The organism is Algoriphagus resistens (assembly GCF_001442615.1).
Lineage (GTDB): Bacteria > Bacteroidota > Bacteroidia > Cytophagales > Cyclobacteriaceae > Algoriphagus > Algoriphagus resistens.
Genome location: NZ_LMXN01000015.1, coordinates 1 through 14,849, shown reverse-complemented (window position 1 = coordinate 14,849; position 14,849 = coordinate 1). Strand labels below are relative to the sequence as shown.

The 14,849-nt window shown below is 41.6% G+C and carries 11 protein-coding genes; 8 read left to right on the top strand and 3 right to left on the bottom strand.

Annotated elements, in window-relative coordinates; all coding sequences use genetic code 11:
- Positions 1–51: 51 nt before the first annotated feature.
- Both AS141_RS21300 and purH read right to left on the bottom strand, forming a co-directional pair.
- On the bottom strand, positions 52–834 hold the full coding sequence (locus tag AS141_RS21300; RefSeq protein ID WP_057939735.1) for a hypothetical protein: 783 nt from the start codon (positions 832–834) through the stop codon (positions 52–54).
- Between the two features lie 335 nt (positions 835–1,169).
- Positions 1,170–2,696 (bottom strand): bifunctional phosphoribosylaminoimidazolecarboxamide formyltransferase/IMP cyclohydrolase, encoded by a 1,527-nt coding sequence (gene purH / locus AS141_RS21295; protein WP_057939734.1) that lies wholly within the window; start codon positions 2,694–2,696, stop codon positions 1,170–1,172.
- Between the two features lie 320 nt (positions 2,697–3,016).
- Between purH and AS141_RS21290 the strand changes: the two genes are divergently transcribed.
- The 8 genes from AS141_RS21290 (at position 3,017) to AS141_RS21255 (ending at position 14,448) form a co-directional block, all read left to right on the top strand.
- Entirely contained in the window at positions 3,017–5,011 is a 1,995-nt protein-coding gene (locus AS141_RS21290; protein WP_057939733.1) for a sensor histidine kinase, read from the top strand.
- Positions 5,004–5,630 (top strand): response regulator transcription factor, encoded by a 627-nt coding sequence (locus AS141_RS21285; protein WP_057939732.1) that lies wholly within the window; start codon positions 5,004–5,006, stop codon positions 5,628–5,630. The genes AS141_RS21290 and AS141_RS21285 overlap by 8 nt, the downstream gene beginning before the upstream one ends.
- Before the next feature lie 126 nt (positions 5,631–5,756).
- A complete protein-coding gene (locus AS141_RS21280) occupies positions 5,757–6,209 on the top strand; it encodes a hypothetical protein (RefSeq protein WP_057939731.1) in 453 nt (150 codons plus the stop codon).
- Positions 6,210–6,360: 151 nt separating this feature from the next.
- Entirely contained in the window at positions 6,361–6,888 is a 528-nt protein-coding gene (locus AS141_RS21275; protein WP_057939730.1) for a hypothetical protein, read from the top strand.
- Between the two features lie 447 nt (positions 6,889–7,335).
- Positions 7,336–7,878: a hypothetical protein gene (locus tag AS141_RS21270; RefSeq protein WP_057939729.1), complete on the top strand. Its 543-nt coding sequence runs from the start codon at positions 7,336–7,338 to the stop codon at positions 7,876–7,878.
- 745 nt (positions 7,879–8,623) lie between these two features.
- Entirely contained in the window at positions 8,624–11,809 is a 3,186-nt protein-coding gene (locus AS141_RS21265; RefSeq protein WP_057939728.1) for a SusC/RagA family TonB-linked outer membrane protein, read from the top strand.
- 11 nt (positions 11,810–11,820) lie between these two features.
- On the top strand, positions 11,821–13,668 hold the full coding sequence (locus AS141_RS21260) for a RagB/SusD family nutrient uptake outer membrane protein (protein ID WP_057939727.1): 1,848 nt from the start codon (positions 11,821–11,823) through the stop codon (positions 13,666–13,668).
- A 108-nt stretch (positions 13,669–13,776) separates the two neighbouring features.
- Positions 13,777–14,448, top strand: coding sequence for a DUF3823 domain-containing protein (locus AS141_RS21255; protein ID WP_232424979.1), 672 nt, complete (start codon positions 13,777–13,779; stop codon positions 14,446–14,448).
- Between the two features lie 198 nt (positions 14,449–14,646).
- Here the strand turns inward: AS141_RS21255 and AS141_RS21250 are convergent.
- The coding region (locus tag AS141_RS21250; RefSeq protein ID WP_057939725.1) for an Ada metal-binding domain-containing protein at positions 14,647–14,849 on the bottom strand (203 nt) is incomplete at its 5' end.

Sequence of the window (14,849 nt, the reverse complement as noted above, 5' to 3'; positions counted from 1 at the left end):
GGGGATTCGTGTGGGGAAATGAAAGAGAATTAAATTTAGGTGATATACAGGTCAATTCTGCTGGCTGTAGCTATATGTTGTTTTAAAGTAAGGCGAAAAACCATATTCTGGATAAAGCGCTAATTCTTCTATCATTCTATCTTGATCATCATAAGAATAGACAAACATGGGCTTTAAATTATCAATACTGAATACAGGAATTGATTTGGAAATGAGTTTACCACTAGCGTCGTAGATATAGTGCCAATCTCTAATCGGGGATTCTTGTTGATCTGAGACGCCCCAGATTTGACGCGTTATTCGGCCATTTTCATCGTAGAAAAAGTAATAGACCTCCGCATCATTTACATTTGGCCCTAAAACGATCTCGCTGACGAGACCTTCATCATTGTAATTATATAGCATGTGGTTTATTCCTTCTCTTGTAATCTGATGCAAGCTTCTATCTGGATTATAGAGGTATTTTAAAGTAGTGGTCAATTTGTACCCTGTTACGCCTTTGGTATAGGCATTTTTTTCAAGGAGCAAATTATCTGAATAGACATAGAGAGCTATACCGGTAGTATCCAGGGATTCATTGAAGTAAACATTGAATAATTCATTTCCCTGAGAATCGTAATAGATGTCCTTATGATTTATAAAGCTATCCAATTGATAGACAGTGACCCGATTTGGTTTATTCTCTGAAGGCACTGCCTTCAGTAAAAGCTGATTAAAAGTATAGAGTGGTTCAACCTGGAATTCTGAAAAATCTTCCTCATCAGGCACAATCTCACAACTCATCATTGATAAAATATTCCCTAAAGCGAAAAAGGATTTAAGTGTGTTTTTCATAGGTTAAGAGATTTGAAATCAGGTTAATAAAATTAGGGAATTAACAAATATTCAACATGTAATAGTCGGCGAATATTCAAAAATCCCTGATTTTTATTAAACAGGAATTTAAGCACATTTTAAGTGAGACTACAGATAAACAGGTCAAACCAGGAAAGTAAAAGGATATAATGGCTAAGTAGACTTTATCAAAGTTCAAACTTTGGAAATATTGATGGTAAGCAAAAAGTGAAATTCACAGCCTGAATAGCTGATTATCATAAAAAAGACCTTCGAAAACTTAAATTCCGAAGGTCCTGAATCTTGATACTTATGTCTAGCTACTTGCTACTTTTTTAATGCTTAAAGTGTCTCACACCCGTCATCACCATAGCGATGCCGTTTTCGTCGCAATAATCCACACTCAACTGATCTTTGATAGATCCTCCCGGCTGTACTACTGCTGTGATTCCTGCCTTGTGGGCGATCTCTACACAGTCTGGGAAGGGGAAGAATGCATCTGATGCCATTACAGCTCCCTTCAAGTCAAAGCCAAATGCTTTTGCTTTCTCGATTGCCTGAATCAAGGCATCCACACGGGAAGTCTGACCTACACCGCTGGAAAACAGCTGGTTCTCGTTAGAAAGGATGATGGTATTGGACTTGGTGTGTTTACAGATTTTTGCAGCGAATACCAATGCGTCTTTTTCGGCTTCCGTAGGAGATTTTTTAGTGGCTACGGTGAAATCAGCTTTTGTCTCGGTAGCCAAATCTTTGTCCTGCTCGATCACACCGTTGAGCAAAGTCTTTATCATTTTGGTGCCAGGAAGATCCATTTTTTGCTTAAGAAGAATCCTGTTTTTCTTTCCCTTTAAGACTTCCAATGCTTCTTCGGTAAAGTCAGGAGCGATCAATACTTCGAAGAATAAAGAATGCATTTGCTCAGCTGCATCTTTGTCCACTGTTTGGTTGGTTACCAATACACCACCGAAAGCAGAAGTAGTATCAGCATCGAAAGCTTTCTGATACGCTTCTTTTACTGTAGGCGCCAAGGCGACTCCACAGGCATTGGTATGTTTTAAGATTGCAAAAGCGGTTTCCCCTTTAAATTCAGCAATCAGATTCACTGCGGCATCCACATCTACCAGGTTGTTGTACGAAAGTTCTTTTCCGTTCAACTGATCGAAAAGAGCTTCCATGTCTCCGTAGAAATGGGCATTTTGATGAGGGTTTTCTCCGTAGCGAAGCGCTTTGGCTTTAGTTTCTGAGACTTTCAACGCCGGAATGTTTTCTTCTCTGTTGAAGTAGTTAAAAATATGGGTGTCGTAATTGGAAGACACCTGGAAAGCCTGGGCTGCAAAATAACGACGGTCCGCAAGGGTAGTAGCTCCTTCTTGAGCAGTAAGCCTTCCTTCCAATTCAGTATACTGATCTTTGGAAGCAATGATGGTCACGTCCTTGAAGTTCTTGGCAGCAGCTCTGATAAGAGAAATTCCGCCGATGTCGATTTTCTCAATGATATCAGCTTCAGGAGCTCCGGAAGCCACAGTTTCTTCAAATGGGTACAAATCCACTATAACCAAATCAATCGCTGGGATATCGTATTCTCCTGCTTGGGTCAAATCACTGTCGTTGTCCCTTCTGTATAGTATTCCCCCAAAGATCTTTGGGTGGAGCGTTTTTACCCTACCTCCAAAGATAGAAGGATAGCTGGTCAACTCTTCCACAGGAATCACCTCAGCTCCTTGCTCCTCAATAAACTTCTGGGTTCCCCCGGTAGAATAGATCTTAACGCCGTGCTTTTTCAGAAGGGCGATGATAGGTTCGAGATTGTCTTTATAGTAGACAGAGATAAGGGCAGATTGAATTTTTTTTGTAGCCATCGGGCAATGGATTTGTTTGATTTCTAAAGGAAAGCTTAGTCCGCGCTAGCGGAATGCAAAGGTAGGAAAAAAGGCCGAAAAGGGGGTGGCAACCGATAAGGAGAATTTAATCGGGTTTCTTGGGACCAAAACAGCAAAAGATGAAGAAAGGATTTTGTAGGCAGAAAACCATGCAGAAATCCCCATGCTGATGGTATTGTCTTGGATAGTTGGGCGATTAAGTTTTGTTTTTACTATGCATGCGTCCTTAGTTGATTATTTTCCTCCATAGTTGGAAATAGTTGGATTGCTTATATTTGAAGTCAGCTAGCACCTTTTTTATGAGAAAATATAGTATTCTATTGTTTTGTCTGATTGTGTTTTTTCCTGCGAAAGCCCAACTCCTCATCAAGTTAGGCAATGACAGTACCTATGTAAAGCGTGTAGAAAAGCAATTTTCTACAGCTTCCTCAGATAGTCTCAAAGCTTATACAGCCCTGAAGCTATCCTATATCTACAAAAGGGAAAGGGATACGGAAAAAATGAAATTTTACTTGGATCAAGGACTTGCGCTCTCAAAGGATAACGGGTTTTTGGAAGCCGCCGGACACTTTTACTCCGCTTTCTCCATGGTTGGTGGCTCTGATATGGCTAGTATTGAAGCCCAATTGCGGAGAGGGGATTCGTTGCTCCGACAATTTGACCTTCCGGAAGCTTACAAAATCAGGGGCAACAGCTGGTTGGTATTGGGTACCTTGGAACAAATGAAAGGGGATGAGAAAATGGGACTGGACGCCTATCTGAACCATGCACTTCCTTTGGCGCAAAAATCAGGAGATCAATTCCTTATTGGCAATGCCAATAAATTTGTCGGGATCATATTCTTAAATGCAAATGAAAGAATTAAAGCCGCCGAATACCTTGATCGTGCATTAATGTTTTTTGAGGAGTCTTCTCAGGAAGAATACCCTAATAAACCGGAAGCGATTGTAGAAACTACCATTATAATTGCTGAGAATAATGTTCACCTCAGAAAGCTCGACTTGGCAAAACTCCATCTTGACAAAGCACAAAAAATGCTTGAACCCTATCCTGGATCCAATCTTTATTTGTTTTACTACCACGCCGAAGGGGCATATTACGACCGCCTTGGCCAATACGGGAAGGCATTGGACAGTTTTGATAAAGGGATTGCAATGGGAGGGGGCAATTCGGAAAATTATTATGTAAACAGGATGAAATACGGCAAGTTCGAAGCCTTGCTCAAATTACAGGAATATCCCCGTGCTATTGAACTTATGCAGGCTTTGCTTCAAAGCCCCATTCTTTTGCCTCTGGATAAAAGAATTTATATGAAAAAAATGGCAGACGCTTATGCCCAAATTGAGAATTTCAAAGAAGCTTATAACTGGTCTGAAAAATATACCGTTTTCAAGGACAGCCTCTATGAAGCAAAATATGAGGCAGACCTTATCGAATTGGAAAAGAAATATGAAATCTCGCAAAAAGAGAACGAAATACTCCTACTTGAGTCAGAAAAACAGGCTGGAGAATACGAAGTTAAAACAGCAAGGCTCAATAGCTTATTATGGGCTATTGGCTGTATCTCGCTGTTGATAGCGGTGGCGTTTTTATTTTATTTTTTACAGAACAGCAAAAAAATGGCTGAACAAAAGGAACTCAATCATCAGCAGCAGCTTAGGGATATTGAACATCAGCAAAAGCTAAAGTTGGCCCGGGCAATGCTATCAGGCGAGGAAAAGGAAAGGCAACGTATAGCCCGGGATTTGCACGATGGGCTTAGTGGGGCACTTTCGGGAATCAAGATCAAGCTCTCAAGTCGGCCCGAAGTGCAAAGTATTCCTGTGGTAGATGAGGCTATTTTACAGTTGGGAAATTCTATCGATGAACTTCGGCGCATATCCAGCAATATGATGCCCGAAACGCTAGTTAGGCTGGGACTGGAAGTGGCTATCAAAGATCTGTGTATTTCTCTAGCCTTGCAGGGAATGGAGATCGAATTTCAGGCCAACGGCATTGGAAACAACATGCCTGTCGAAATGCAGGTTAACATCTACCGTATTGTCCAGGAGCTTCTTTCCAATGCGGTCAAGCATAGTCAGGCAACTAAAATTCTTGTGCAGTGTCTGCAAAATGGAGATATCTTTTTGATTACCGTGGAGGACAACGGGAAGGGCTTCGACCTGGTAGGGACAAAATCTGCAGGCCTCGGTCTGCCCAATATTCGCAAACGGGTGGATTATATGCAGGGCCAAATGGAAATTGATACTTCCTTCGAACAAGGGACTACCGTAAACCTCAAATTGTGTGTCTGAAAAGAAACTTACGCTAGCCATAGTGGATGATCACCCCATTGTCATAGAGGGTTTAAGGTCGTTGTTTACAAGTGAACCGAATATTGAAGAAGTTCATTCATTTGCTACCGGAGCAGCACTCCTTGCTTTCTTGGCAGGACATAATCCGGATATAGTTCTACTTGATATAGAATTACCGGATGGTAGTGGGGTGGATTTTTGTAAGAAAGTCAAGATGATAAAACCGGGCACGGTTGTCATAGGATTGAGTAATAAGGCCGAACGTAGTACAGTTGTTCATTTGCTACAGAATGGTGCATCTGGTTTTTTGCTGAAAAGCGCTCCCGCGGAAGATATCCTGAACAGTATTGAGGTGGCTTTGAGAGGTGAAGTTGTTATGGGTATGGAAGTGAGAAAGATTGTTTTTTCTTCCACAGATCGGCAGTTTCCATCACTGACCAAAAGGGAAAGGCAACTAATGAAGCTTTTGGCGGAGGGTAAGACTACGGCAATTATTGCCGAAGAATTGTTTTTGAGCCGCTTTACGGTGGATACCTACCGAAAGAACCTCTTGCAAAAATTTGGGGTAAAAAATACAACCGAGCTCGTCACACTGCTATTAAAGGAGAAACTGCTTTAACACCTACACTCAATAATACCCTAAAAGTAGGATATCCAAAACCCCTAATAATCGGTATTGTCCTCCTTTTGTGAGGCCGGTAACTTTACCCCGTTAAATAAAGCCTTTAAGAATATGCAAAGATGTATGTTGAAACGAACAGTTTTTATTTTTATGCTGGTGCTGGGAGTGGCACTAGCCGGATGTAGCCGTGATGATGATAGCCCATCTGCAAACCGTAATACCTATAAGGTGACGATGACTATTTCCGATGTTGAAGAGACGGATTTCATTTCACTTACCCTTACGGGTGTCAATCTTGACGGTTCTGCGGGGAATACACTTTGGAAGATAAACGGGCAGGAGATGACAGGGGAAACGGTGGTAAGTCTCGCCCGTGCAGATTTTGTTGAGAGTACTCTTACCTATACGATAGAATCTATCAAGCCTCTTGACCAATTGCTTGTTGGAGTTCAGCTGTTAAATTTCAACAATGACCTTTCTTTCATACTCAAAATAGAGAAAAATGGACAGATAGAGATTGATGAAGAGAAAACACTTGCCGATGGAAACGATTTTACCAAGCAATATACTTTTTAGTAGAATATTGATGAGAAAATAGCCTCTCCTTTAACCTGTTTGAACTTTTCCTTCTTTTGGAAAAAAGCAGGCGAAAAGCCAATCTTTTGAATTAAGAATAAATGCGGAGAGGTGACAGATAGAGGATATTTAATCAAAATTAGATTTGAAAATGAAAAGACTATTCTTCTTTTTGCCAACCATTCTACTGGTAGTATTAGTTATAGGATGCTCAAAAGATGACGATAATGACCCCTCTGCTGAGGCATTCTTAGCATGTAAATTAAACGGTGAATTGCATCAATTCAATTCTGGAACAAATGCCAACCAGCCACCTCAAGAGGAAATAGTGCATTTCGTTACAGTAGCCGGACATGAAACTGATGATCTTTTATCTCCTTCATTTGGAATATCGCTTGTTTCCGAAGAAAATGTAACTGCAGGAACGTATCACGTGGGAGAGGGATTGCATCCCGAACTCGACGGACAATATTGCATCCAACTTTTTGATGGGAATACCCATGTGGGTACTGAATGTTATATCGGAGGTAGGGGAAGCGAGACTTATTTTACTTTAAACATCATAAGCATCGACAGATGGGGTGTCAAAGGAACTTTCAGTGGTAGGTTGAAACGTTCCGGGGGAGATGGATTCATAGAAGTTACTGAAGGACAATTCTCGGCTCCTTATAACTACTGAATAACTACTGATAATAATAGCACATTGAAGCAAGCATTAAGAGTGTTTTATTGCTGGGATTTGGCTTTTTCTCAGCCACACTATTCACACATAACTGCGTGTCTTCCCCAAACACGCGACCCTGTTGAAGCCAAAGAACTTTGGGGACCCTGAATCGCCTGCATCCGTGGGGTTGATACAAACAAAACTGACCAATCACCACGAACGAGAATGGAGTAATGGAAGGTTTGGTATCCGGTATTTCGAACATAAAGGCATTAACACTAATGCTTTAAAGCCAAATCCAGCTGAAGCAAGCTGTAAATTTACCGCTACCCAATTTTCAATTTTGAAATTGTAGCACAGATAGAAATCCTGTCTGCAATAGGGATAGCAAAAGTTTGAGTCAATATGAAATCTACACCTAATAATACAATATGAAATCAACACAACTAATTAATTAACACTATGAAAAAGACAATTTTTGTAATTCTTGCTGTTTTTGCAGCGACACTTGCCCATGCACAGCAGCCTTTTCAAGAAGGGACTACCATAGCCAATCTGGGTATAGGAGTAGGGACTAATCTGGGCGGTCTTGGCAATGCCCGACCTGCCGTCAGTATTGCAGTAGATCATGGTTTTTGGGATGTAGGTGGCCCCGGGGTGATCAGTTTGGGTGGCTATGTCGGAAATACCGGGTACAAGTATAATGGTTCTGGCAATACTTCTAAGTGGAACTATGTAGTAATAGGGGTGAGAGGAGCTTATCATTATAATGGGTTCTCATCAATTCCGGAATTGGATGTTTATGGAGGTTTGATGCTCGCCTATAATATTGCTAGTTATTCTTACGAAGGAGGCGGAACGCCTGTTTCAAATAACTATGGAAGCGGTCTTGGCTTGACAGCCTTTGTTGGTGGGCGCTACTTCTTCAGCGAGAATTTTGGTGTGTTTGCCGAGCTGGGTTATGGTGTTTCTGCGTTGAATGTTGGGGTGACATACAAGTTTTAACCAAGGCAAGTAGTTGAGAACTAAAGCCCGTAATGATGTTTTTTACAGGCTTTAGTCTCACTAAATAGGGTGATTGAACCTTAGTTTTTTAATGTGCGCAACTTTTTGCATTGGAAATCATTTGTGAAATTAGTGGTTAAGTTTTTGATTCTGAATGCTCGGTTTTTGTAAGGGAATAGCTAGACAGTTCCCTTAAAAATACCTAGAAAAAGACATTTTTGTCAAGAAACAGTATTTTTTCGATTTAATACAGTTTGTTTTTACAATGCTAAAGGATGAATTTTATAGTGTTGCTGTTTTAATATAAATTCTATTACCAAAAGTTTGCACAATAAGGTGGGATTACCCGCGGATATATGTGTGGATTCTTTCGGGATGATTGTCATCTGTATAGAAATATTGAAATGGCAAATCTGTATTACACTTGTTGTATTGTGTGCTATAGAATTAAATTAACAAAACCCGATGAGCCAATGAATTACAAAGACCTCTTACATCTCGTCCGAGATAAGTCACCTTGCTGAAATATCATACAAGCAGGAATGTATCAGATAGGATTGTGCAAATAATCTTCTGACATACAATGTGATGTAAAATTTTACAGCTTTTGAATAGCCTGGGATCTATTAGTCTAAAATAGGTGCCCTGAAATGCTATTGTCTATATGGTACCTATATAATTTATGTAGGGTGGAATACTATTGTGTGTATATAATATAAATTTTCAATCAAACCCATAATAAAACATGAAATGTAATTCTTTACAAAAGAATGCCTTTATAGTCTGCATGGTGTTTTCCTTGAACTTTTCTTTTGTATCTAACTCTTTAGCATATACTGATAAATATGTGTCCAGGAGTATAGAAAAGAGGGAAGTAGAGGTGACCGGCATTGTGTTGGATTCTCAAGGTTTACCCCTCCCCGGGGTTACTGTGATGGTCAAAGGTTCGGCAACCGGAGTTGCGACGGATTTGGATGGAAGGTACTCGCTGTCAGTACCGGGTCCAGAAAGTGTTTTGGTATTTTCCTTCATAGGATTCAATAGCCAGGAAATTGAAGTAGGCAACCAGACTAATATCAACATTACCCTAACTGAAAATCTTTCCAATCTGGATGAGGTGCTTGTAGTGGGCTATGGTGTGCAGAAAAGGGGAACTATTACCGGGGCTGTAGGTGAGATAAAGTCGGATGATCTGATCAGAACCCCTGCAGTAACTACTTCAGGAGCCCTGGTTGGCAAAATGCAAGGGGTAACTGCCAGACAAACTGATGCGCGTCCAGGAGGAACAACAACTCTGCAGATTAGAAATATGGGTACTCCTTTATTTGTAATTGATGGGATACCCTCTGATGCAGGTCAGTTCAACAATCTGGGACAATCTGATATAGAGAGCATCAGTATCCTTAAAGATGGATCAGCTGCTATCTATGGAATGAGAGCTTCAAATGGGGTTGTTTTGGTGACTACAAAAAAAGGCAAAACCAACCAAAAGCCTGAAATCAGCTTATCCGGCTATTATGGATTACAGAATTTTACCCGCTATCCTCAGCCTGCTAACGCTTTTCAGCATGTACGTGCCAATGCAGAATCGGAGGTTAACCTAGGAGGCGCACCAACTATTAGCCGGGAGGACCTAGATCGATGGGAGCAGGGTACCGAAAAAGGTTTTCAGAGCTTTGACTATTATGACTTTATCATGAAGCCAAATGTACCTCAGGCTTCCATCAATGCCAGTGCAGTAGGAGGTTCTCAGAATACCAATTACTTCTTCTCTCTGTCTCACTTAAATCAGGATGCCTTGATTGATGATTATCTTTTCCAGCGGACCAACTTCCAGTCGAATATTGAAATGAAATTGGCAGATGGCTTTACGGTAGGGACTCAACTCAGTGGCCGATTGGAAAACAGAGAGCAAGTAGGAGTGCCTGGTTTGGATGATTACTTCAATCCCTTTCTTAGTATTTTCACTATGTGGCCAACCGAGCGGCCCTATGCCAATGATAATCCGAATTATGTAAACGGGGATGTACATAATATCAATGTAAACCCTGCAACCTATACAAAAGAGATTACCGGGTATGTGAATGAAGTTCATAGAGCTATCAAGGCTAACTTCTTTGCTCAGTATGAATTTGACTTCGGGCTTTCAATGAAAGGAACCTATTCCTACAACTTCACCAACTTTGATTTTGATGGATTTGAATATACTTATGATGGGTATATCTACAATGAGGATACTGGGGAATATGAAACCCGTCCTGAATGGGGAAACCAAAACCCATGGAGAGAAAGAAGAAAGCGTAATACTATCGATGAGGTGACTCAGTTCCAGATTAACTATGGAAAAAACTGGGGAGACCACTTTTTCTCTGCCATAGGTGCCTTTGAGCGATGGAGTAATAATTCTCACTACACCATAGTACATACGGTACCGCCTAATAATTACATTCCGATTATGTCTTTTGCAGATCAGGATGTGTTGGTTGATGAAATTTATCAGGAAGCAAGGGAAGGTTATTTGGCGAAGATTAATTACAACTATAAAGAGAAATATCTATTGGAGGTATTTGGTAGATACGACGGATCATTCCTGTTTGATAAGGAGAATAGGTACGGATTTTTTCCGGGAGTTTCTGCCGGGTGGCAGGTCTCTGAGGAGAGTTTTATGGAAGGCGTAAAAGGAAAAATCCTTAGTGGACTGAAGCTGAGAGGTTCTTGGGGACAAACCGGAAGTGATAGATTTATTGGAAACAACAACTTTCTTGTTGATCCATTCAGCTATTACTCAGGATATAATTTCATTCCTACAGCAGGCGGTAGTGCCATATTGAATGGGAACTTTGTGCCAGGTGTAGATCCAAGAGGGATTCCGGTTACTAATCTTTCCTGGATTGTCAACACGAACATCAACTTTGGTGTGGATTCATACTTCTTTAACAATAAGTTGTTTTTACAAGCTGATATTTTTGAAAGAAGAAGGACAGGACTTCCTGCCGGCAGATATGATGTGTTGCTACCCGAGGAGGTAGGCTATGATTTACCTGCAGAAAATCTGGAATCAGATGCTCATAGAGGGATTGAAGGTATAATTACCTATGCGGGAATGGCTGGGGATGTGAACTTTACGCTAAGTGCTAATGGAACCATTTCCAGACTGAAAATCATCGAAAGGTATAAACCTAGATTTGGTAATTCCTGGAATGAATACAGAAATGACCAGGAAGACAGGTGGGCCAATATCAACTGGGGTTATCAGGTAGACGGAAGATTTGAAAGTCAGGAGCAAATCGATAACTACCCGGTTAATATAGATGGGCAGGGCAACAGAAACCTGCTTCCAGGTGATTTCATCTATAAGGATGTGAATGGAGATGGCCTAATCAATGCTATGGACGAAAGGCCAATAGGATATGCAGAAGGAGCTACTCCATACATGAGCTTCGGCTTTAATGGCTCTGCAAATTATAAGGGATTTGATCTTTACTTCAGCTTTGCCGGAGCATCCATGCAGACCTTCACCAGAAACTGGGAGCTGAGATACCCATTCCAGAACAACGGTACATCCCCTGATTTTATGTTTGAAGACAGATGGCACAGGGAAGATCTTTACAATACAGACAGCGATTGGATTCCGGGAACCTATCCTGCTATCAGGAGGGCTGGAGCTGATCACCTTTATCGCCACAATACCTTCTGGCTGACGAACGTAAAATACATAAGATTGCGAAATCTGGAACTTGGATACAGATTGCAGCCTACCGTATTGGATAAAATCGGGATATCCTCATTGAGGGTTTATGCATCAGGTACCAACCTGTTTTCATTCGATAATGTCAAAGAATTCGGGATAGATCCTGAAATCGGTTCTGCCAATGGGTTGGTATATCCACAGCAGCGCCTGTTTACTTTTGGTTTCAATATCACCCTATAAATGATACTAGTATGAAATTATTCAAAAAATATATTTTAGGGTTGACACTGTTATCGGTGCTTTCAACCTCCTGTAACTCCGACTACCTTGAATTGGAACCACCAAATATCCTGCTTGATGATCAGGTATGGAATGATACCAAGTTAATCACCGGAGTACTTTCCAATTATTACGACCGGCTTCCGGCCCATACCAGTCTGACTGGCGGATGGGCCGATTTTGCAGCCTACGATGAAGCGATGTGGTCAGGATATTCAGGAAATGATGGGCTTAATAATATTGTCACTTATAATTTTGATAGATGGCAATTGTGGGATTATGGGTTGATACGTGATATCAATCTTTCCATAGATAAGTTAAATACCCTGTCAGAACTTCCTGAAAATCAAAAGACACAGTTCTTAAGCGAACTTAGATTCATTCGTGCCTATGTTTATTTCGAGCATGTGAAGCGGATGGGAGGAGTGCCGATTATTACCGAAGAATTGATCTATGATTTTTCTGGAGATCCGTCTTACCTGCAGTATCCTAGAAATACGGAAGCCGAGGTGTATGATTTTGTAATCTCTGAGATGGAGGAAATCGTGACTACTTTAGGAAATGAAGGCAGCAACACCCGTGCTAATCGCTTTACGGCTTTGGCAGTGGTAAGTAGAGCGGCTCTCTATGCAGGGTCTTTGGCCAAATACAATGCTGCCATGGGCGCACCGATCCAATTGCCAGGAGGCGAGGTGGGAATCGATCCGTCCAGAGCAAATGAGTATTATACCAAGTCCCTGCAAGCCTCTAGAACTATACTACAGGAAGGAGGGTACGGCCTGTATAAGTCTAATCCTGATCTGGGGGAGAATTTCTACGAAGCAATTATTACCAAAAATGGAAATTCGGAAGTGATTTGGGCGCAGGATTTCCTCCTTGCGGCTGATAAGCGCCATGGCTTTACCTATGACAATATAGCAAGGCCTGTGCGTGAGGACAATTTGAGTTCTTCAGCGATTACCCCAGGTCTTAATCTTGTTGAGGATTTCCAATACTTAGATGGAAGCTCAGGAGAACTTAAGACCCGCACTCCTGATGGTTCAGACTACATTTATTACGATGAGGTAGATGATATTTTTGAGAATAAAGATGCCCGAATGTACGGTACAGTGATCTATCCAGGAGCATCGTTTAGAGGACAGGAGATATTTATGCAAGCTGGAGTTATGGTCTGGAACGGGAGCAGTTATGATCAGATTGAATCAGACGGTCTTGCCACTGAATACACAGACGGGGGAATACTGGTAGCACCGGGCGGACCACACCGCTCTATCCAGGAAGTATCTAATACTGGATTCTATCTTCGAAAATATGTGGACAATGCTGTTGGCTCTAGCACCAGGGGTATCAGGAGTGAAGTATGGTGGGTGAGATTCAGATTGGGAGAAATCTATCTGAATGCCGCTGAAGCTGCTTTTGAATTGGGAGAAGCTGATGCTGTAGATTATATCAATGCCCTTAGGGAAAGAGCGGGCTTTGGAGCAAATAGTCTCAGTAGCTTGACCATGGAAGATATCATGCGCGAGCGGAGAGTAGAGCTGGCTTTTGAGGATCATGTAGTCTGGGATTACAAAAGATGGAGAATTGCCCATGAGAAATGGTCCGGTAACCCAAACAATCCGGAAAGCATGATTTACAGCCTTTACCCATACCGGGTAGTAAGACCTGGAGATCCTCGGGATGGGAAGTTTGTATTTGTGCGTTCTGTAGCTCCTAGGTTCCGCGCACCGAGATTCTTCCAGATGGGGAATTATTATTCTTTGATCCATCAGGATGTCCTTGATGCCAATCCGAAAATTGTAAGAAACCCATTCCACTAAAGGGGAAGCTATGAAATCGAGCATGATACAAGCAACACACAGTCAAATGATTAGTAACCATGCGAGATTCCATATGTCCTATAAAAGATAAATTATAAACACATGAAAATGAAACCCATAAATATTTATCTAATCCTGCTGATTGGCCTATTGGCCTCCAGTTGCGCACTTGATAATTTCGAAGAACCAAAATCCACACTTTCAGGTAGGGTGGTGTATAATGGCGAAGCTCTGGGCCTGAGAAGCCAGGGAGTGGAGCTGGAGCTATGGCAACATGGTTATGACCTTTTCCAAAAGATTCCCGTGTATGTGGCCCAGGACGGGACATTCTCGGCAGTGCTTTTCGACGGGGACTATAAAATGACTCTGATCAGGGGTAATGGCCCTTGGATGGACAGGACTGATTCAATAGATGTACAGGTGAGAGGATCTCAGATGATAGACGTGGAAGTGCAGCCTTATTATGTAGTGAGTAATTCCAGTGTGAGTGTGAACGGAAATAATTTATCTGTGACTTTCACTATAGATGGGATCAATACAAACCGTAATCTGGAATTTGCAGCGGTCTATATGGGGAGAACCAGCCTTACCGATGCAGTGCGAAATGAAGGCGTGTTCGATATTCCTGCGGATCAAATCGAACTGGGATCTCCTGTCACGGTAGAGGTGCCTATCCCAAACGGACTTTCCGGACGAAGTGAAATCTTCGTACGTATTGGCGCAAAAACTGTAGGCGTCCCTGAGTTAGTCTATACGCAGGCAGAAGGTAAAACATTGTGATTCTTTAGCATAGGGTGCAATGTAGGTCGGTTGCTGAAAAGTGACCGGCCTTTTTTTGTTAATTGTTTTCCGCACATCCTCCCTGAGAAGGTTGCAGGTTTCCGCAGATTTCCGCATTTTTATATGATGAGCAATGAAGCCTGAATGGTAGTCAAGGGACGGTATTGCTAAGTAGTTGATACACATTTTGCCACATGGTCAGTTTTTTGTCCGTGTCATCCAAGCCCTATAGGCTGTCTTCATACAATGACCACAGGGTCGAAACCCCTTTTTAAGGGCTTCGTTCTCTGATTCAAAGAAAGCCCTGTTCTTTCTGAGCATACGCTTACCTGACTTGCACTTTAAGGTTCCATATATTTTTAAGTTCTTATTTCCCGCAAAACTAATTTCCCCTCGCTTGA